At 73.3% G+C, this 19,251-nt stretch carries 16 protein-coding genes; 15 read left to right on the plus strand and 1 reads right to left on the minus strand.

The window, feature by feature from the left end; translation table 11 throughout:
- The first annotated feature begins 5 nt into the window (after window positions 1-5).
- The 15 genes from ACGFWJ_RS30125 to ACGFWJ_RS30195 all read left to right on the plus strand — a co-directional run bounded on the left by ACGFWJ_RS30125 (window position 6) and on the right by ACGFWJ_RS30195 (window position 18,114).
- Window positions 6-1,211 carry a PLP-dependent aminotransferase family protein gene (locus ACGFWJ_RS30125; RefSeq protein WP_392955182.1) on the plus strand — a complete coding sequence of 402 codons (1,206 nt, stop codon included), beginning with the start codon at window positions 6-8 and terminating at the stop codon, window positions 1,209-1,211.
- On the plus strand, window positions 1,208-3,550 hold the full coding sequence (locus tag ACGFWJ_RS30130; protein ID WP_392955184.1) for a lantibiotic dehydratase: 2,343 nt from the start codon (window positions 1,208-1,210) through the stop codon (window positions 3,548-3,550). Before ACGFWJ_RS30125 ends, ACGFWJ_RS30130 begins: the two co-directional genes overlap by 4 nt.
- Window positions 3,547-4,602 (plus strand): 2,3-diaminopropionate biosynthesis protein SbnA, encoded by a 1,056-nt coding sequence (gene sbnA / locus ACGFWJ_RS30135; protein ID WP_387866945.1) that lies wholly within the window; start codon window positions 3,547-3,549, stop codon window positions 4,600-4,602. Before ACGFWJ_RS30130 ends, sbnA begins: the two co-directional genes overlap by 4 nt.
- On the plus strand, window positions 4,599-5,627 hold the full coding sequence (sbnB, locus tag ACGFWJ_RS30140) for a 2,3-diaminopropionate biosynthesis protein SbnB (RefSeq protein WP_392955186.1): 1,029 nt from the start codon (window positions 4,599-4,601) through the stop codon (window positions 5,625-5,627). Before sbnA ends, sbnB begins: the two co-directional genes overlap by 4 nt.
- On the plus strand, window positions 5,624-6,376 hold the full coding sequence (gene fabG / locus ACGFWJ_RS30145) for a 3-oxoacyl-ACP reductase FabG (RefSeq protein WP_387640534.1): 753 nt from the start codon (window positions 5,624-5,626) through the stop codon (window positions 6,374-6,376). The genes sbnB and fabG overlap by 4 nt, the downstream gene beginning before the upstream one ends.
- Window positions 6,377-6,438: 62 nt before the next feature.
- Complete coding sequence (locus tag ACGFWJ_RS30150; RefSeq protein ID WP_035864774.1) at window positions 6,439-6,729, plus strand: acyl carrier protein; 291 nt, start codon at window positions 6,439-6,441, stop codon at window positions 6,727-6,729.
- Between the two features lie 2 nt (window positions 6,730-6,731).
- Entirely contained in the window at window positions 6,732-7,250 is a 519-nt protein-coding gene (gene fabZ / locus ACGFWJ_RS30155) for a 3-hydroxyacyl-ACP dehydratase FabZ (RefSeq protein WP_392955189.1), read from the plus strand.
- A 33-nt stretch (window positions 7,251-7,283) separates the two neighbouring features.
- Complete coding sequence (locus tag ACGFWJ_RS30160) at window positions 7,284-9,314, plus strand: GNAT family N-acetyltransferase (RefSeq protein ID WP_392955191.1); 2,031 nt, start codon at window positions 7,284-7,286, stop codon at window positions 9,312-9,314.
- 38 nt (window positions 9,315-9,352) lie between these two features.
- A complete protein-coding gene (locus ACGFWJ_RS30165) occupies window positions 9,353-10,390 on the plus strand; it encodes an aminomethyl transferase family protein (protein ID WP_387640542.1) in 1,038 nt (345 codons plus the stop codon).
- Window positions 10,390-12,711 (plus strand): beta-ketoacyl synthase N-terminal-like domain-containing protein, encoded by a 2,322-nt coding sequence (locus tag ACGFWJ_RS30170; protein ID WP_392955193.1) that lies wholly within the window; start codon window positions 10,390-10,392, stop codon window positions 12,709-12,711. The genes ACGFWJ_RS30165 and ACGFWJ_RS30170 overlap by 1 nt, the downstream gene beginning before the upstream one ends.
- Before the next feature lie 8 nt (window positions 12,712-12,719).
- Window positions 12,720-13,715 (plus strand): hypothetical protein, encoded by a 996-nt coding sequence (locus ACGFWJ_RS30175; protein ID WP_392955195.1) that lies wholly within the window; start codon window positions 12,720-12,722, stop codon window positions 13,713-13,715.
- Window positions 13,712-13,969, plus strand: a complete 258-nt coding sequence (locus ACGFWJ_RS30180) for a hypothetical protein (RefSeq protein ID WP_392955197.1) — start codon at window positions 13,712-13,714, stop codon at window positions 13,967-13,969. Before ACGFWJ_RS30175 ends, ACGFWJ_RS30180 begins: the two co-directional genes overlap by 4 nt.
- Entirely contained in the window at window positions 13,966-15,201 is a 1,236-nt protein-coding gene (locus tag ACGFWJ_RS30185) for a hypothetical protein (RefSeq protein WP_392955199.1), read from the plus strand. The genes ACGFWJ_RS30180 and ACGFWJ_RS30185 overlap by 4 nt, the downstream gene beginning before the upstream one ends.
- A complete protein-coding gene (locus ACGFWJ_RS30190; RefSeq protein ID WP_392955201.1) occupies window positions 15,198-16,370 on the plus strand; it encodes a hypothetical protein in 1,173 nt (390 codons plus the stop codon). Before ACGFWJ_RS30185 ends, ACGFWJ_RS30190 begins: the two co-directional genes overlap by 4 nt.
- Window positions 16,371-16,413: 43 nt before the next feature.
- Window positions 16,414-18,114, plus strand: coding sequence for a DHA2 family efflux MFS transporter permease subunit (locus tag ACGFWJ_RS30195; RefSeq protein ID WP_392955203.1), 1,701 nt, complete (start codon window positions 16,414-16,416; stop codon window positions 18,112-18,114).
- 81 nt (window positions 18,115-18,195) lie between these two features.
- Here ACGFWJ_RS30195 and ACGFWJ_RS30200 read toward each other — a convergent pair whose 3' ends face one another.
- Window positions 18,196-19,191, minus strand: a complete 996-nt coding sequence (locus ACGFWJ_RS30200) for a LuxR C-terminal-related transcriptional regulator (protein WP_392955205.1) — start codon at window positions 19,189-19,191, stop codon at window positions 18,196-18,198.
- Window positions 19,192-19,251: the final 60 nt, after the last annotated feature.

Genomic DNA, 19,251 nt, shown 5'->3' on the forward strand with positions numbered 1-19,251 from the left:
CAGCCATGTGGACCGACACCAGACCCGCGGCAGAAATGCCCCGGCTGTTCGAACGGGGCGGGGACGTCATCTCCCTGGCCGGCGGACTGCCCGACCTGGACGTGCTCCCGCTGGGGGACATCTCCCAGCAGCTCGCCCGGCTCGTCCGGCTCGGCGGCAAGCTCGCCCTGCAGTACACCACCCCGCACGTCGCCAAGGCCCTCGTGCCCGCCGTCTCCGACCTGATGGCCCGTGAGGACGGCCACGCCGGCGCCGAGAACCTGATCCCGACCAGCGGCTCCCAGATGGGCCTCACCGCCGTCGCCCTCGCCCTCGGCGCCCCCGGCGAGACCATCCTGGTGCAGACCCCCGCCTACCCCGGCGCCACCGCCGCCTTCCGCACCGCCGGCCTCGAACTGCACGCCGCAGGCGAGGACTCCGAAGGCCTCTGCCCGCAGCAACTGCGCAGCACCGTCCGGGAGTTGCGCGAGGCCGGCCGCACCGTCCGGCTGCTCTACGTCAACCCGACCTTCCAGAACCCGACCGGCGCCACCCTCTCCGTCCCGCGCCGCGCCGCCATCCTCACCGCCTGCCGCGAACTCGACCTGCTGCTGATCGAGGACAACCCGTACGGCCTGCTCGGCTTCGACGGCACCACCACCACGCTGTTCCAGGCCCTCGACCCGCAGCAGGTGGTCTACCTCGGCACCTTCTCCAAGATCTTCGCCCCCGGCCTGCGCTCCGGCTGGATCGCCGCCCCCGAGCACCTGCGCTACGACCTCGCCCGGGTCGCCGAGATCATCTCGCTCTCCCCGTCCGCGCTCGCCCAGGGCACGCTGGCCGCCTACTACTCCCGCAACGGCTGGACCGAGCTGATCGACCGCTACCGGGACAGCTACCGCGAACGCTGCACCCAGATGGCCGACGCGCTGGACGCCGAACTCGGCACCGACAGCCCGTGGACCTGGCAGCGCCCCGGCGGCGGCTTCTACCTCTGGCTGCGCCACCGCGACGGCGCCGACGCCACCCGCTACGCGCAGGCCGCCGCCGCGCACGGCATCTCCTTCGTCCCCGGCGGCCACTTCTCCATCGACGGCGAACACAACGACGGCATCCGGCTGTGCTTCAGCAACGTGCCGCGCAAGAAGATCGCCGAAGGCATCGCCCGGCTCGCCGCCGCGCTCACCGAAACCCCCGCCGCAGCAAGCGAGTTGGCGGAGGTGTCGGGATGACCGCCCCCGCCGTCGAGGCCGCCCGCGCCGTGGACTGGGCGGACTTCGCCCCGCTCCACCCGCTGGCCGGCTCCGACTGGCAGGTCTGGGGCGTCGGACTGCTCCGCAACGCCGGCTTCCCGGTCTCCGGCCTCGACCTGATCGGCGGCACCTCCGCCCCGGCCGCCGCCGCCCGGCTCGCCGCCGGCGAGGGCACCGCCGAGGAGTTCGACACCGCCTACCGCGCCGACGTGGACGCCGAGGCCGCCCGCCTCGCCGCCCTCGCCACCGACCCCAAGCTCCGCCTGGCCATCGCCTGGCAGAACCGCACCGTCTTCCGCATCCTCGACTCGCTCGCCGCCCCCGGCGGCAAGGAGACCAAGCGCCGCCAGCGCGAACGCACCCTCGCCATGTACTGGCTGCGCTACTGCGCCAAGGCCGAGACCATCGGCTTCTTCGGCCCCGGCGCCTGGATCGGCGTCGGCCGCACCCAGGAAGCCATCGGCATCGACCACGGCCCCGCCCTGGTCGCCGCCGCCCGCACCTCGCTGGAACGCTGGACGGTCGCCGCGATCGCCGACTGGATGGCCGAACAGCCCGGCGCCCGCTGGTGGTTCCCGCCGATGCTGCGCCCCGACGTCCACCTCGACGGCGAGCAGCTGGTGCTCGCCAACCGCAAGACCGTCCGGCTGCGCCCCGAGGACGCGCAGGTGCTGCGGCTCGCCGACGGCGACCGCAACGCCGAGCAGATCACCGACCTGCTGATCGCCGACCACGGCTGGGACGCCGCGAGCGCCCGCGGAGCCGTCGACAAGGTGCTGAACCGGCTGCTGCGGCAGCGGGTGCTCGGCTGGGACGCCAACATCCCGGTCGACGTCCGCGCCGAGGAGGTGCTGCGCCGCCGCGTCTCGGCGATCGGCGACCCCGAGATGTTCGTCCGCTACGACGCGGTGCTCGCCGAACTCGCCCGCCACAAGGGCGAGATCGACCGGGCCGGGAGCGCCGAGCAGCTGGTCGAGGCACTGGACGCGCTGGACGCGTACTTCGTGGAGACCACCGGCCAGGCAGCCTCCCGCGAGGAGGGCAAGGCGTACGCCGGCCGCACCCTGGTCTACCAGGACACCCTGCGGGACTGCCGGATGGAGCTCGGCCGGGACTTCCTGGACGGCATCGCCCGCCCGCTCGCCCTGGTCGCCGACGCCGCCGACTGGTTCGGCAACCGGCTCGCCGAACTGGTCGAGACCGAGGTGGTCGCGCTGGTCCGCAAGGCCGCCGAACGGCAGCGCCCCGGCACCGCCGTCACGCTGGCCGACGTCTGGCCGCAGACCCTGGCGCTGTTCTGGGGCGAGCACAACCACCCCGTCCAGCAGGCCGTCCGGGAGCTGGCGCTGAAGTGGCGCGAGGTCATCGGCGAGGTGCCGGACGGCGCCACCCGGGTCGACCTGAGTGTCGACCAGATCATCGACTCGGCGAAAGAGGTGTTCGCCACCGGCGAGGTCCGCTCCCCGCACCTCGCCGTGCACAGCCCCGACCTGCAGGTCGTCGCCCGCTCGGTGGACGCCGTCAACGCCGGCCGACACCTGGTGGTGCTCGGCGAGTTGCACGCCTGCCTGGCCACCCTCGACCTGCCGTTCCTGGACTGGACGGCCGACACCGGCTCGCTGCGCGACAAGGTCAACCGGGCGATCGGCGGCGAGCGGCTGGTGCCGCTGCTGCCGGTCGGCTGGAAGCGCAACAGCGGCCGCATGGTGCCCGCCCCGATCGGCGCGGGCGACCGGCTGATCGGCTTCACCCGCGCCCCCTTCGACCAGCGCGAGCGGATCGAACCCGCCGTCGCCATCACCCTCACCGAGCACGACGGCACGATCACCGCGACCACCACCGACGGCCGCACCCGGACGCTCTCCGAACTGCTCGCGGTACTGATCTCGATCATCGCCTGCGACGCGTTCAAGATCGGCCTGGACCGCCCGCACGCCCCCCGGGTCACCCTCGACGACCTGGTGCTGTTCCGGGAGACCTGGCGGCTGCCCGCCACCGGCGTGGCCCTCGCGCCCAAGGCCGACCGGATGCGCGACTACCTGACGGTGCGCCGCTGGGTCGCCGACAACGCGCTGCCCGACCGGGCCTTCGTCAAGTTCCCCGAGGAGACGAAGCCCTCCCTGGTCGACTTCACCAGCCCGACGCTGGTGCTCTCCTTCGCCAACCTCGTCCGCCGGGCGGTGCAGTCGGACCCCGACGCCAGGGTGACCGTCAGCGAACCGCTGCCGGCCCCCGAGGAGTCCTGGCTGCCCGACGCCGACGGTGAGCAGTACGTCAGTGAGCTTCGGCTCCAGATCAGCCGAAAGGTGCCGGAATGACCGTGCTCGTCCCCGACGGCGCCGAACTGCGGGTCCGCCCGCACCGTCCGTCGGACCCCGACATCGTCTCCACGATCGGCGGCACGCCGCTGGTGGCGCTGGACCGACTCTTCGCCACCGACCGCTTCCAGGTGTACGCCAAGTGCGAGCGGTTCAACCCCGGCGGCTCCATCAAGGACCGCGCCGCCAAGTCGATGGTCGAACAGGCCATCGCCACCGGCCGGATCGTGCCCGGGGTCTCCACCGTGGTGGAGTCCTCCTCCGGGAACCTGGGCATCGCGCTCGCCCAGCTGTGCAACTTCTACCGGCTCGGCCTGATCATCGTGGTCGACCCGCGCACCACCCCGCAGAACCTCGCCATCATGCGGGCCTACGGCGCCCGGGTGGAGGTGGTCGAGCACCGCGACCCCGCCACCGGCGAGTTCCTGCCCGCCCGGATCGCCCGGGTCAAGCACCTGCTGGACACCGTCCCCGACTCCTGGTGGCCCAACCAGTACGCCAACGAGGACAACTCGCGCGCTCACCGCACCACCATGCGGGAGATCTTCGAGGCCCTCCCCGAGGCCCCCGACTACCTGTTCCTGGCGGCCGGCACCACCGGCACGCTGCGCGGCTGCGCCGAGTTCATCCAGGACCAGGGACTGCCCACCCGGGTGGTCGCGGTGGACGCCGTGGGCAGTGTGATCTTCGGCCCGCCGGAGCCCTGGGAGTCCTCGCACAGGCGCACCATCCCCGGCCACGGCGCGGCGGTCGTCCCCCAGCTGCTCCGCCCCGGCCTCGCCGACCGGGTGGTCAAGGTGACCGACTCCGAGTGCATCCGCGGCTGCCGCCGCCTGCTCGCCGAGGAGTCGATCCTGGCCGGCGGCTCGTCCGGCGCGGTGATCGCCGCCCTGATGCAGGCCGAGTCCTGGATCGAACCCGGCAGCACCTGCGTCGCCGTGCTCCCGGACGGCGGCGACCGCTACCTCGACACCATCTACGACGACCAGTGGGTGGAGTCCTACCTCCGGCAGTACCTGCCGCCGACCGACCAAGAAAGGGGCCAGGCATGAGGATCCTCGGCCGGGAGGACGTCCGGGCCGCGCTCGCGGACCTCGACTCCACCGTCATCGACCTGGTGCGCAACGCCTACGTGCTGCACAGCCAGGGCAAGTCCGACCTCCCGTTCTCCACCTTCCTGCGCCCGCTGCACCGCTCCGACTCGCGGATCATCGCGCTGCCCGCCTACCTCGGCGGACCGGCCCCGGTGATGGGCCTGAAGTGGATCTCGTCCTTCCCGGAGAACGTCAAGCGGGGTATGCAGCGCGCCAGTTCGCTGTGCATCCTGAACGACCTGGAGTCCGGCTACCCGCTCGCCCTGATGGAGGGCAGCCAGATCTCCGCGGTCCGCACCGCGGCCGGCGCGGCGCTCGCCTCCGGGCTGCTGAACGCGGACCGCGAGGTCCGCACGGTCGGCCTGGTCGGCTGCGGCACCATCAACAACCAGGTGGTGCACTTCCTCACCCAGGTGCACGACGGGCTGGAGACCGTCCTGCTGCAGGACGCCTTCCCGGAGCGGGCCAAGGTGTTCGCCGCGGAGCTCGCCGCCGAGTACCCGGACGTCGAGTTCAAGGCGGCGACGCTCGGTCAGGTGCTGACCGCCGACACGGTCTCGATCGCCACCACCGACTCCTCGTACTGGCTGGACCTGGCCGACCACCCGAACCGCCCCGACGGGCAGGTCATCCTGCACCTGTCGCTGCGCGACCTGTCGGTCGCCTCGGTGCTGGGCGCGGTCAACGTCACCGACGACGCGGACCACGCGATCCGCGAGCAGACCTCGCTGCACAAGGCGGAGCAGCAGGTGGGCCACCGCCGGTTCGTCACCGCCGAGATCGGCGCGCTGCTCGACGGCACCGCCGAACTGCCCGCCGGCCGCACCGTGGTGTTCGCCCCGTTCGGCCTCGGCGTGCTGGACCTGGCCGTCGCCGAGGCGGTGCTGAACCACGCCGAGCGGCACGGTCTGGGCACCGAGGTCGACGGCTTCGACCCGGGCAGCCACAAGGTCACTTCCAACCTCGCCGGGAGCACGGCATGAGTCAGCTGTTCACCGAAGGCACCAGGGCCGTCGTCACCGGGGCCTCCCGGGGCATCGGCGCGGCGATCGCGCTGCACCTGGCCGAGCACGGCTGCGACGTCGCGCTCAACTACCGCTCCAGCGCCGGCAAGGCCGAGCAGCTGGCGGAGAAGATCGAGGGCCTCGGCCGCAAGGCGCTGCTGGTGCGGGCCGACGTGTCCGACGAGGCGCAGGTCACCGCGATGTACAAGGAGATCCGCACCGCCTGGGGCGGCGTGGACGTCGCGGTCCTCAACTCGGGCATCACCGCCGACGGTCACCTCGCGGCGATGAGCGCCGCCAAGTGGCAGGAGGTGATCTCCACCAACCTGACGGGCGCGTTCCTGACGGCCCGTGAGGCCACCAAGCAGATGTACGCGAGCGGCGGGTCGATCGTTTTCATCGCCTCCACCTCGGGCATCGCCGGCCGGGTCGGCCAGGCCAACTACGCCGCCTCCAAGGGCGGGGTGATCGCGATGGCGAAGACCCTGGCCTACGAGGGCGCCCCCAAGGGCATCCGGGTCAACGTGGTGGCGCCGGGCTTCATCGACACCGACATGGTGAAGAAGGTGCCGCGGGCCCAGCTGAAGGAGGCCGCGGCGGCGATCCCGCTGGGCCGGATGGGCACCCCGGAGGAGGTCGCGCAGGCGGCGGTCTTCCTGGCCAGCCCGGCGGCCTCGTACATCACCGCCAAGGTGCTCACGGTCGACGGCGGGATGCTCTACAGCTGATCTGCCCTCCCCTGAAATCAAACTGACGTTCCATCAACCCTCCCCAACGGAAAGGCAGCACCATGTCCACCGCCACCTTCGAGGACGTCCGGACCCAGGCCGAGCAGCGCCTGGAGAAGAACCTCAAGATCAAGTCGATGATCATCGACCGCCTGGGCCTGGACGCCGAGGCCGAGGTCGTCTCCGACAACCAGCCGCTGTTCGGCCGTGGCCTGGAGATGGACTCGCTGGACACCCTCGAGATCGTCGTCATGATCAACAACGAGTACGACGTGCTGATCAGCGACGACGACTTCGAGGCCTTCGGCTCCATCAACGCCCTGGTCGACTTCATCGAAGCCCGCGAGGTCTGACCATGGCCACCGCCGTCGCACCCACCCGGCAGGTCGCCAAGGAGAAGCCGAGCAAGGGCTTCGCCTACTCCTCCGACGACATCAAGCGGATGCTCCCGCACCGCTGGCCGATGCTGATGATCGACCGCGCCTACGACGTGGTCCCCGGCGTCTCCGGACGCGGCATCAAGAGCGTCTCGGTGAACGAGCCGTTCTTCGCCGGCCACTACCCCGACCACTCGATCATGCCCGGCGTGATGATCGTCGAGGCGATGGCCCAGCTGGTGGCCGTGGTCTACGTCGCCGAACTGCTGGAGTCTCCGGCCCCCGCCGAGGGAGACCCGTCGGCCAGCGTCGGCTACCTCGGCTCGATCAGCTCGATGAAGTTCTCCCGGCTGGTCGTCCCCGGCGACCAGCTCACCCTGGAGGCCAAGCTCGGCCAGAAGCTCGGCGGCCTGCGCTCCGTCTCCGTCCGCGCCACCGTCGGCACCGAACTCGCCGCCGCCGGCTCGCTGATCGTCACCACCGAACGCAAGGGCTGACCTGCCCTCAGGGAGCAGACAAGGAGGTGTGGAATGTCCATCACGATCCGCCCGTACCAGGAGGGCGACGCGCATGACATCGCCGAGCTCTACAACCGTCACCGCGACAACCCCAACCCGGTGGCGGGCGGAATCACCGGCGACGAACTGGAACGCGAACTCGCCGAGCGCGACACCGCGACGTTCCTGATCGCCGCCGACGACGACCGGGTGGTGGGCACCTTCGGGCTGTTCCACAGCACCGGACGCCGCTCCGCCCGGGCCGGCGAACTCATCGCCGACATGTTCTTCGTCGCCCCGGCCTACCGCAACGGCGTCATCACCGGACGGCTGTTCACCGAAGCCGTCGAATGGATGATGCGCTGCGGCTGCCTGGTGCTCCGACTGACCGTCAACCCGGCCAACACCGTCGCCTTCAAGCTCTACCGGCGGGTCGGCTGCGTGTCGGTCGGCGAGACCGTCCCCGGCGAGGACGGCAACGTCGAGCTGCACAACTACATCCCGCTGATCCTGCGCAGCGTCTTCCACGACCTCGACCCCGAGGCGCTGGCCGCACTCGGCCAGCTCAGCAGCTTCGGCAACGTCGCCGGCGGCCGCGACGACGAACTCCGGTCCGACGTAAGGGCGGTGGACGGAATCCGCACCGTCGCCTACGCTCTGGCCCTCGGCGAGTTCAAGCTCACCGCCACCATCGACGTGGACCGCGGCCTGATGCTGGAAGCGGCCCTCACCACCCCCGAGGGCGCCACCCGGCCACTGAAGATCGCCGAACCGCCGTACGAGGTCCGGATCCAGCAGCCGGCCGAGCCGCACCGCTTCGGCGACAGCGGCCTCACCGCCGAGCTGGACGCCGCCGAAGGCACCCTCACCGTGCACGCCGAGGGCCACCACGGGCCGGTGTTCGTCTCCACCTGGCCCAGCGCCGAGGCCGACCGCTCGGCCGGCTGGCGCGAAGGCCAGGCCCGCGACCTGGAGATCCACCCCGTCGAGCACGGCGTGCAGGTCCGCGAGAGGTCCGGCGGCAACCAGGTCACCGGCACCCTCACGCTCCACCAGGGCGTGCTGGACCAGCAGTTCACGTACACCACCCGGCCCGGCCGGATCTTCCAGACCGTCGGACTCCGCCAGGGCGACTTCACCCTGACCGGCCCCGACACCGACGCCGCCCAGCACCTGATCGGCACCGGCATCGGCGTCCGCGACACCTCCGAGGTGGTCGCGGCCGCGCAGACCGCACCCGCCGGATCCACCCTCGACTGGACCGACGGCAGCACCCGGATCACCCTCCCGGCCGGCCGCCCGGTCCGGCTGATCCACACCACCCTGGTCGAACGCCACCTGGAGCCCGACGCCGACGGCACCGCCCGGCTGCGCACCGAACTCCGCACCGGCGCCGACCACGACACCACCCCCCGCAGCACCGCAACGGCCGAACCCGCCACCGGCGAACGGAAGTTGACCGTCAAGGCGAACGCCGGCGGCATCACCTCCTGGACCGAGAACGGCAAGAAGGTGCTGCGCAGCCCCGCCCCCCGCACCCGCGCCTTCGGCTGCAACCCGCGCTGGAGCGCAGGCGCCTGGGTCACCCTGGAGCACCACCGGCACAGCCTCGCCACCGGCCTCGGCTGGGGAGTCCCGACCGTCCGCGAGTGGGAGCAGAAGCACCCGCTCGGCCTGGCCGCCCCGCAGGAGCGGATCAGCTGGGAGGTCACCGCCCCCGAGCAGGCCGCCGAGCCGGTCCGGATCGACATCCACGCCCCCGGCGCGGACGAGGAGACGGTGCTCTGGCTCACCCCGGACACCCCGGCCGGCACCCCCGTGGTGCTGCACTCCGCCGGACAGCGCCACGAGCTCGACTCCACCGCCTTCGGGCAGGTCTGGGCCTCCGCCGCGGCGATCCGCCTCACCAGCGGCCACTGGCTGCACCTCGCACCCGCCGCCGGCGGGCCCGGAGCGCCGGAAATCGTCCTGCGCACCACCTCCTCCGGACTGCTGATCGGCTGCGCGACGGCCGCCACCGAGGCCGCCTGGCAGCTGTCCGTCCACCCCGCACCCGCGATCTGACACCCCGTCGAAAAACCCTCGAAAGGACCACCAGAGCCATGACCACCACCGTTGCCGTGCGCACCGCGCAGGACGACTACACCACCGTCCGCACCGCCATCGGCGTCTACCCGATCACCGCCCCGCTGGTCCGGATCTCCGGCGGCGACCGCTACGAGTTCCTCGACCTGTTCCTCGCCAAGTCCAGCGAGTACGTCGAGCCGGACACCGTCCGCGAGGCGCTGGCGCTGAACCAGGACGGCTCGCCGTTCGCGATCCTGCTGCACTTCGAGATCGGCGACGACTCCTGGCTGCTGCCCCGCACCCCCGTCTCCGCCGAGGCCCTGACCGGCTACCTGGAGGCCCTGGAGGCCCCCGCCGACGTCACCGTCGAGGTCGCCCCCGAGGGCTGGGGCGCCACCGCGTTCGAGGGCCCGACCGCCTGGGCCGCGGCCGCCGCGTTCGTCGAGTTCGACATCTCCGGCCTGACCCTGCACGGCGTCACCGAGTCCGCCGTCCCCGGCGAGCCCGCCGCGCTCGCCCACCTCGCCCGGGTCGGCACCACCGGCGAGTACGGCTACCTGTTGCTGTCCAACGCCCCCGAGGCCGGCCACGCCGCCGCCGTCGAGGCGGTGCTCGCCCAGGGCGGCGCCGAGGTCGGCGACGAGGGCCTGGCCCGCGTCCAGGCCGAGGCCGGCATGGCCGTCTACGCCGCGGGCTTCGCCGGCCTGCCGGTGCACGAGGCCGACCTGGCCTGGATGGTCGACTGGAACCGCATCGGCGAGTTCCTCGGCTCCGAGGAGCTGGTCAAGCCCACCGCCGAGAACGCCAAGATCACCGCCCTGGCCGCCCCGGCCGGCGCCGCCTTCACCGTCGGCACCCCCGTCACCGCCGGCGGGCAGCAGATCGGCACCGTCATCTGGCAGGCCCCGTCCGCCAACGCCGACGAGGAACTGATCGTCGCCAAGCTGGACGCCCCGTTCTGGGTCCCCGGCCTGGAGCTCACCGCCGCCAACGAGGACGGCGCCGACACCCCGGTGCGCACCGTCACCCAGCCCCGCGTCATCGCCCGCTCGCTCACCACCCGGATCCACTGATGACCAAGACCACCGAACGCATCGCCCTCACGGGCCTCGGGCTGATCACCGGCGCCGGCGATGACGTGGAGAAGAGCTGGGCGTCGATCTCCCAGGGCGTCTCCGGCATCCGCACCAACACCCTCTTCCCCACCACCGAGCTGCTCACCGACTGGGCCGGCATGGTCACCGCCGAGCAGCCCGCCGACCTGGACCGCTGCTACGCGCTGGCGGCCACCGCGATCCGCGAGGCACTGCGCAGCTCCGGCCTCGACCTGGACACCGTGGACCGCGACCGGGTCGCCGTGGTGGTCGGCTCCAGCCTCGGCGCGATGCCCACCCTGGAGACCGTGCACCGCGGCCTGGTGAAGGACGGCGTGCTGGACGCCGTCCAGGCCGCCGCCTCCCAACTCCCCTGCGTGGGCGACTACATCGCCGCCGAGTTCGACCTGCGCGGCCCCCGCGTGGTCCTCTCCAACGCCTGCGCCGCCAGCGCGGTCGCCCTCGGCTACGCGGCCGAACTGCTCTGGAAGGGCGAGGTCGACTACGTCATCTGCGGCGGCGTCGACCCGCTGGCCCAGCTCTCCGCGTACGGCTTCTCCGCCCTCGGCGCGCTCGACCCCGAGCCGTGCGCGCCGATGTCCGCCTCCACCGGGCTCACCCTCGGCGAGGGCGCCGGCTTCATGGTGCTGGAGTCCGCCGAACGGGCCGCCGAACGCGGTGCCGCCCCGCTCGCCGAACTCGGCGGCTACGGCCTCTCCTGCGACGGCTACCACCAGACCGCCCCCGACCCGAGCGGCAAGGGCGCGGCCGCGGCGATGGCCCAGGCCCTGCGGACCGCCGGCCTCGCCCCCGAGGACGTCGACTACGTCAACCTGCACGGCACCGGCACCCCCGCCAACGACGTGTCCGAGCCCAAGGCCGTGAAGCTGCTCTTCGGCGCCGAGGTGCCGCCCGCCAGCTCCACCAAGTCGATGCTCGGCCACACCCTGGGCGCGGCCGGCGCGGTGGAGGCGATCGTCTCCACCATGGCGATCGACCGGGGCGTCATCCCGCCGACGCTCAGCACCCGCGGCGTCGACTCCCCGTTCGGGCTGGACATCGTCCCGAACACCGGGCGGCCCGCCCCGCTCGAGGTGGTCGCCTCCAACTCCTTCGCGTTCGGCGGCAACAACGCCACCGTCGTCCTCAACAAGCCCGGCCGGCCCGCCCGTTCGGCCCGGCGCACGCAGCCCGTGCACCACGTCGTGGTCACCGGCGTCGCGGGACTGGCCGGCTCGTCCGCCTCAACCGAGGAACTGACCGCCGCGCTCGCCGCCGGAAAGGTCGGCTTCGACACCCTGGAGCAGGTCGCCGGCATCGGCGAGCGCCCGATCGGCCGGATCGACGTCAAGGCCGTCGCCAAGCGCCTCAACCCCAGCAAGGCCCGCCGGATGGACCCGCTGGGCGTGCTCGCCGCCGGCGCCGTCGGCGACCTGTACGAGCGGCACGGCAAGCCGTCCCGTGCCGAGGCCGAAGGCACCGGCATCGTGTTCGCCACCGGCTACGGCCCCGTCACCTCGGTGCTCGACTTCCACCGCGGCGTCATCGAGAAGGGCATCACCGGCGCCAACCCGGCGACCTTCGCCAACACCGTCGTCAACGCCGCCGCCGGACACGTCGGCATGCTGCACCGCTACCGCGGCTACACCGCCACCATCGCCAACGGCGGCACCTCCTCCGTCCTCGCGCTCCAGCTGGCCGCCCGGGTGATCGCCCGCGGCATGGCCGACCGGATCATGGTCGTGGTCGCCGACGAGTTCCCCGAGCAGGCCCTGGCCACCCAGGCCCGACTGCCCGGATACGCCAAGACCGCGCACATCGAGCCCGGCCGCGGCACCGGCACCGTGCTCTCCGAGGGCGCGGCCGCGATCCTGCTGGAGTCCGAGGCCTCCGCCGCCGCCCGCGGCGCGAACGTCCTGGCCGACGTCCGGGGCTTCGGAGCCTCCGGCGAACCGGCCGGCATCGGACGGATCGGCCGCGACGGCGAAGCCTGGGCCCGCGCCCTGCGCGGCGCCCTCGCCGAGGCCGACTCCACGCCCGAGCAGATCGACACCGTGGTCTCCGCCGCCTCCGGCTACCGCCTGGTCGACGTCGCCCAGTCCCGCGCCCTGGCCCTGGCCGGCCTCTCCGACCGTCCCACGGTCACCCCCAAGGCGCTGCTCGGCGAGACCTACGGCTCGGCCGGCGCCCTCGGCCTGGTCGCCGCCCTCGCAGGGGACGCCCCCGCCGGACGCCTGCTGCTCTCCAGCTTCGCCTACGGCGGCTCCTACGCTGCCGCGGTGTTCGACGCGAGGCCGTGATGGGCACCGTGCGCACGGCCCTGCGGGCCGCCGGGGACTGGCTGACCGAGGAACAGCGTCCGGAGACGGACCTGGTGACGCTCGGCTGGGCCGGCCGACTGGGCCCGGTACTCGCCGCGGCGGGGCCGGTGGCCGGCCCCGGCACCGGCCCCGTGCCGGCCACCCGGGCCGCCGGGGACTGGCTGACCGAGGAACAGCGCCCGGAGACCGACCTGGCGCCGACGGACGGCCGGTTCAGGACGCCGGACTCGGAGCCCGGCGGGGCACCGAACTCCGGCCGGGTGCCGGGCGGCGGCCCGGCACCCACCCCGGCACCCACCCCGGCACACCGCCCGCAGGCCCGGGCGGCGACGGAGATCACGGCCGGCGCGCCCGCCCCGCAGATCAGCCAGGACGACGAGGCGACCATCGACTGCCTCGTCACCCACCACCCCAACCTGCCGCGCGACCGGATGGGCAACCGCCTGAACGACGCCGGCCGGTGGCTGATCACCGAGGCGGTGGCCAGCCTGTACGGGGTCCGGCTGCGGCCCCGCGAACTGGCCCGCGACGAACACCGGCGGTGGAGCGTCCCGGCCCTCGGCCTGACCGCCTCGGTCGCGCACTGCGCCACCTACTCCACGGTGGCACTGGTCTCCGACCAGACCGTCGGCGTGGACCTGCAGGACCACCGGGACCGCCCGTACGCGATGCAGTGGCTGGGCGCGCTGCTCGGCCGCCCCGACGGCGAACCCGCCACCATGCGGGACTTCGCCGAGTGCGAGGCCCTGATCAAGGCCTCCCACCTGCGCAAGGAGACCTTCGCGGGCGTCCGGCTCCCGGACTGGCGACCGGGCTGGCGGCCCACCAACACCGGCCACCTGATCCGCTCCGCCGACCTCGGCCACGGCCTGCACCTCGCCCTCGCCACCGACGCCCCCGCCGCCGTCCGCTGGTGGTGGCAACCGAACCCGACCGCCCCCGCCACCCGCACCGAAGCACTCACCCCGGAGGCCGCCGCATGACCGCCACGGCCACCACGACCCACCCCCGGCCCGCGGAGCCCGGGGAAGCGGAAGCCGTCGTGGCCCGCACCTGCCCGCGATGGGACTGCTCGGCCGAACCCGTCGACCCGCAGCCGGACTCCGGTCCGGCCCCGACGCCGGCCGACCCCGGCAGCGCGCGGCGCCAGGTCGTGGCACGCACCTGCGCCCAGTGGGACTGCCTGCCCGAACCCGCCGAGGGCGTCGTCGCCCCGGCCCTGGAGCTCGTCGCATGACCGCCACCGCGACCCGCACCCGGCGGCCCGAACTCGACGGCGCGCAACGCGACTTCGGCACCGTTGCCGCGACCCGCACCCGGCGGGCCGAACTCGGCGGCGCGCAGCGCGGCTTCGGCACCGTTGCCGCGACCCGCACCCGGCGGCCCGGACTCGCTGGCGCGCAGCACGACTTCGGCACCGTTGCCGCGACCCGCACCCGGCGGCCCGAACTCGGTGGCGCGCAGCGCGGCTTCGGCGCCGTTGCCGCGACCCGCGCCCGGCGGCCCGGACTCGGTGGCGCGCAGCGCGGCTTCGGCGCCGTTGCCGCGACCCGCGCCTGGCGGCCCGGACTCGGTGGCGCGCAGCGCGACTTCGGCACCGTCGCCGGCGCCCGCAGCCGCTCGCGGCGAGGCGGACCGGTGTCGAAGCTCGAACTCTTCACCTCGGCGCCGGAGTTCGCCGCAGCCCGCGCGGCGCAGTTCGAACCCGCCTGCGCGCAGCGCGGCTTCGGCACCGTCGCCGGCGCCCGCAGCCGTTCGCGGCGAGGCGGACCAGCGTCGAAGCTCGAACTCTTCACCTCGGCACCGGAGTTCGCCGCAGCCCACGCCCCGCAGTTCGAACCCGCCCGCGCGCAGCGCGACTTCGGCACCGTCGCCGCGACCCGCACCCGGCGGCCCGAACTCGGTGGCGCGCAGCGCGACTTCGGCACCGTCGCCGGCGCCCGCAGCCGTTCGCGGCGAGGCGGACCAGCGTCGAAGCTCGAACTCTTCACCTCGGCGCCGGAGTTCGCCGCAGCCCGCGCGGCGCAGTTCGAACCCGCCTGCGCGCAGCGCGGCTTCGGCACCGTCGCCGCTGCCCGCAGCCGTTCGCGGCGAGGCGGACCAGCGTCGAAGCTCGAACTCTTCACCTCGGCGCCGGAGTTCGCCGCAGCCCGCGCCGCGCGGCTCGAACCCGCCCGCGCGCAGCGCGACTTCGGCACCGTCCCCGGCGCCCGCAGCCGCTCGCGGCGAGACGGGCCAGCGTCGAAGCTCGAACTCTTCGCCACGGCACCGGAGTTCGCCGCAGCCCACGCCGCGCAGCTCGAACCCGCCCGCGCGCAACGCGGCTTCGGCACCGTCCCCGACGCCCGCAGCCGCTCGCGGCGAGGCCGCCCGGCCGCACCGCAGCGCCGTTCCGTCGACCGTCCGGCGCCGAAGTTCGCACTCCCCGCCGTCCGCACCGAAGCCCTCACTCTGGAGCCTGCCGCATGACCGCCACGGCCACCGCCACCGCCGCCCAGGCCCGGGCCTACACCCGGCGGATCTCCCAGATCGAGCGCGGCTACCTGAACGCCAACGCCACCGGCACCCCGCAGCTGATCCAGATGGTGATCGAGGGCGAGGGCCGCATCGACCCGGAGCAACTCGCCGACGCGGTACGGCAGTCCACCGCCGTCAACCCCGGTCTCGCGGTTCGTCGCAAGGGACCCAACTGGCGGGCCGACGACACCCTCCCGCCGATCACCGAACTGCCCGCCGACGCCGGGTTCGAGCACCCGTTCTTCCACCGTGACCTGGACGTGGTGGCGGGGCCGGTCTGTGAACTGGGCCTCGCCAACGGGCCGGTGACCACCCGCCTGGTGGTGCGGGCCAGCCACATCGTCACCGACGGCCGCGGCCTGCGCTACTGGATCGAGGACCTGTTCCGCGCGCTGCGCGGCGAGAGCCTGCTCGGCGCGGACTCCACCGTCGACGACACCCACTTCCGCACCGCCGCCGCCCCCGTCCCGGCCGCCCCCGTCCCGGCCCGGGTGGAGGGGTACCCGGCGATCCTCGGGCAGGGGCCGGCCGACGGGACGGCGCTCTGGCTGCGCCGCTCGGTCGCGGCCACGCCGTCCGCCGCCACCGCCCGGATCGGCGCCGCGGTGTCCCGCCTGCTGGCCGCCGACTCCGGCCGCCTGATCATCCCGGTGGACCTGCGCCGGCACGACCGCGAGGTACGCTCCACCGCCAACCTGACTTCCCAGCTGGTGCTCGATCTGCACCGCGAGGACCGCTGGAACCGGCTGCACAGCCAGCTGCTCGCAGCCATGCTTCGCAAGCGCGAAGTCGCCGCCCTGGAACGGGACTTCCTGCGCAGCAACCCGTTCGCGAACTCGCTGCGGGAGGCCCAGGAACTGGACGGCACCCGCTTCCCGTGCACCGCGATCCTCACCGACCACGGCCGGATCGACACCGAGCTGTACCGCACCGCGCAGTTCCGTCCCACCGAGTACTACACGCTGCCGATGCTCGTCCCGTACGCCGAGATGTTCCTGAGCACCTGCCAGCTCGACGGCCGCACCGAACTCACGCTGTCCTGCCGCAACCGGCCCGACGCCCGTCCGGCCGCCGAGGCCGTCCTCGACGAGGTCGAACGGGCCCTGCTCGCCACCGACTGACCCGGCACCCCTCCTCCCTCCCGCTGATGAAGGACCTGCGAAGATGCCCACCAAGCAGCCCGCCCGCACCACGGTGAACGCGGTCAAGGGCAAGGCCCGCCGCAAGCCGGGTCCGGCGCGCAAGCCCGCCGCGAAGCCCGCCGCCGCCGCGAAGCCCGCCGCCGCCGCGAAGCCGACCACTGCCGCCACCCCGAAGCCCGCCGAGTCCAAGCCGGTGGTCGAGGAGACCGTCGCACTCGCCGCGGCCGAGCCCGAGACGCCGGCCACCACCGCGCAGACCGAGGCCCCGAAGGCCGACGCGGCCCCGCCCCAGGACGGCCCGCCCCAGGACGGCCCGCCCCAGGACGCCCCGTCCAAGGCCGCGCTGATCACCATGGCCGCCGCCATCGCCGGCGGGTTCATCGCGCTGCTGGACACCACCATCGTCAACGTCTCCATGCAGGAGACCACCGCCCGGTTCGGCGGCATCAACCAGGTGCAGTGGGTGGTGACGGCCTACCTGCTGGCGCTGGCGGCGACGATGCCCGCCACCGGCTGGCTGGCCACCCGGTTCGGCACAAAGCGGGTGTTCGCCGCGGCGACGGCGCTGTTCGCGCTGGGTTCGCTGGGCTGCGCCGCCGCCCAGTCGCTGGACCAGCTGATCGCGGCCCGCGGCCTGTCCGGTGCGGCGGCGGGCATCCTGACCCCGGCGTCGACGATCCTGCTGACCCGCGGTGTGCCGCGCGAGCACCTGGCCAAGATCCAGGGCCTGAACGGTTCGGTGATGCTGATCAGTCCGCTGCTCGGCCCGACCATCGGCGGTCTGCTGGTCGCCTGCGGCGGCTGGTCCGCGGTGTACGTGGTGAACATCCCGTTCTGCGCGATCCTGCTGGCCGCCACCCTGCGCTGGGTCCGCAAGGACGCCCCGCCGGCCGGCAGCGCCAAGCCGCTGGACCTGCTGGGCCTGGTCTCCTCGGCGACCGCGACCGTCTCCCTGGTGCTGGCCATCCACGCGTACGCCGAGCGCGGCGCCGAGGTGAGCGCCTCGCTGCTGGTGCCGCTGGGCCTGGCGGTGGTCGGTGCGGCGGTGTTCGTGGTGCGTGAGCTGAAGGCGAAGTTCCCGCTGCTCGACCTGCGGCTGTTCCGCATCCCGGTGTACGCGACCGCGGTGGTGAACATCTTCTGCCTGGGCTTCGTCCTGTACTCGCCGATGATGCTGATCCCGCTGTACTTCGAGGACGCCCGCGGCGAGTCCGCGGTGACCACCGGCCTGCTGATGTCCGTCGGCGGCCTGGGCGTGGTGACCGCCGCCTGGCTGTCCCGGGTGCTGCTGCGGAAGATCGGCGGCGGCGCGACGGTGCTGATCGGCATCTGCTTGACGATGATCGCCACCGTCCCGATGACCGGCCTGACCGGCACCACCCCGTACTGGCTGATCTGCGGCAGCCTGGTGGTCCGCGGCCTGGGCACCGGCCTGACCATCGTGCCGACCATGACGCGGGCGTTCCAGTCGATCCGTCAGGAGTCCATCCCGGACGCCTCCGCGCAGCTCAACCTGACCCAGCGGATCGGCGGCGCGCTGGCCATCGCGGTGGTCACCGTGGTGCTCACCGACTCCGCCCGCAGCCACCACGGCATGGTGCCGGCCGCGTTCGCGCACTCCTTCGGCTGGCTGCTCGGGGTGTACGGGGTGACGCTGCTGCCCGCACTGGCGCTCCTCCTCGCGGACCGCCGGGAGAAGAAGCGCCAAGCCACGGCGGCGTGACGAACCGCCAAGCCGCGACGGCGTGACGAACCGCCAGCGCGACGCCCACCAGGCCTGTCCGGCAGTCTCGGCCGGACAGGCCTAGCGCGTGGCGGGGAGCCAGCCGTCCTGGACGGCCCGCACCCCGGCCTCGAAGCGGCTGCGGGCGTCCAGACGGTCCATCAGGTTGGCGGCGAACCGGCGGGCGGTGCGCGGGGAGACGCCCATCCGCTTGGCTATCGCCTCGTCGGTGTGGCCCTGGGCGAGCATCTTCAGCACCGCCAGCTCGTGCGGCGGCATCTCGTTCTCGTCGCACTTGGGCGCGTCGCCGACCGGGATCGCACTGGCCCACACGCCCTCGAACAGCGCGCACAGCGCGGCCACCGTGCCGGCGCCGCGCAGTACCACCGCGCCGGCCCGGGCGTTGTCGGTGTCGATCGGCAGGACCGCCTGCTGGCGGTCGAAGATGATCATGCGGATGGGGAGTTCGGGCACCGTCCGGACCTGGCCGCCCTGCAGGTTCAGCCAGGTGACGTGGTCCAGGGTGGGCCGGTGGTTGCGGACGCTGTCCAGGTAGACGGTGCGCATCTGCACCCCGCGTTCCAGCAGCGCCGCGTTCGGCTGCCGGCTGGCCCGCAGGTCCTCTTCGGTGTGGGCGCCGCCGGGGGCGAAGGTCGCCACCTCGCAGCGCACCGATCCGGCCAGTTCGGCCAGCCGCTCGCGGATCGTCTCCGGGCCGTCCAGCTGCTCGGACGCCGCGTCGGTGGCGGTCGGCCGGAACGCCGAGCACTCCGCGATCAGTTGGGCCGCCGCGGCCCGCGATGCCTCTATCCGCAACTGTTGGGCCGCCAGCTCGGCCTGCTGGCGGGCCAGCAGCACCTCCATCGCGGTCTCCGGGCCGACCGCCCGGAACCCGATTCCCTCGCGGGCGGACGGCTGGATCAGGGCCAGTTCGCTGAGCCGGTCGAGTCCGGTGCGCACTCTGTCCTCGGTGAGGCACAGGGCTGTGGCCAGCGCCATGACCCCGGCCCGCGGGTCGGCGAGCATCCGGCGGTAGATGGACTCGGCCTCCGCGTCGAGCCCCAGAACGTCCAGCATGGATCGGTCCCCGTTCGATCAGCGCCAGTAAGTAGGTCTACATGATTTCCTGAGCTTACT

This window comes from Kitasatospora sp. NPDC048407 (genome assembly GCF_043200475.1).
In the GTDB taxonomy this organism is placed as follows: Bacteria; Actinomycetota; Actinomycetes; order Streptomycetales; family Streptomycetaceae; genus Kitasatospora.

Bases quoted from the DNA above. Each gene is read 5' to 3' on its own strand.
- ACGFWJ_RS30170 (WP_392955193.1), top strand. From the start codon at position 10,390: ATGACCAAGACCACCGAACGCATCGCCCTCACGGGCCTCGGGCTGATC.
- ACGFWJ_RS30180 (WP_392955197.1), top strand. From the start codon at position 13,712: ATGACCGCCACGGCCACCACGACCCACCCCCGGCCCGCGGAGCCCGGG.
- ACGFWJ_RS30125 (WP_392955182.1), top strand. From the start codon at position 6: ATGTGGACCGACACCAGACCCGCGGCAGAAATGCCCCGGCTGTTCGAA.
- fabZ (WP_392955189.1), top strand. From the start codon at position 6,732: ATGGCCACCGCCGTCGCACCCACCCGGCAGGTCGCCAAGGAGAAGCCG.
- ACGFWJ_RS30150 (WP_035864774.1), top strand. From the start codon at position 6,439: ATGTCCACCGCCACCTTCGAGGACGTCCGGACCCAGGCCGAGCAGCGC.
- ACGFWJ_RS30195 (WP_392955203.1), top strand. From the start codon at position 16,414: ATGCCCACCAAGCAGCCCGCCCGCACCACGGTGAACGCGGTCAAGGGC.
- sbnA (WP_387866945.1), top strand. From the start codon at position 3,547: ATGACCGTGCTCGTCCCCGACGGCGCCGAACTGCGGGTCCGCCCGCAC.
- ACGFWJ_RS30200 (WP_392955205.1), bottom strand. From the start codon at position 19,191: ATGCTGGACGTTCTGGGGCTCGACGCGGAGGCCGAGTCCATCTACCGC.
- ACGFWJ_RS30160 (WP_392955191.1), top strand. From the start codon at position 7,284: ATGTCCATCACGATCCGCCCGTACCAGGAGGGCGACGCGCATGACATC.
- sbnB (WP_392955186.1), top strand. From the start codon at position 4,599: ATGAGGATCCTCGGCCGGGAGGACGTCCGGGCCGCGCTCGCGGACCTC.
- ACGFWJ_RS30185 (WP_392955199.1), top strand. From the start codon at position 13,966: ATGACCGCCACCGCGACCCGCACCCGGCGGCCCGAACTCGACGGCGCG.
- ACGFWJ_RS30130 (WP_392955184.1), top strand. From the start codon at position 1,208: ATGACCGCCCCCGCCGTCGAGGCCGCCCGCGCCGTGGACTGGGCGGAC.
- ACGFWJ_RS30190 (WP_392955201.1), top strand. From the start codon at position 15,198: ATGACCGCCACGGCCACCGCCACCGCCGCCCAGGCCCGGGCCTACACC.
- fabG (WP_387640534.1), top strand. From the start codon at position 5,624: ATGAGTCAGCTGTTCACCGAAGGCACCAGGGCCGTCGTCACCGGGGCC.
- ACGFWJ_RS30165 (WP_387640542.1), top strand. From the start codon at position 9,353: ATGACCACCACCGTTGCCGTGCGCACCGCGCAGGACGACTACACCACC.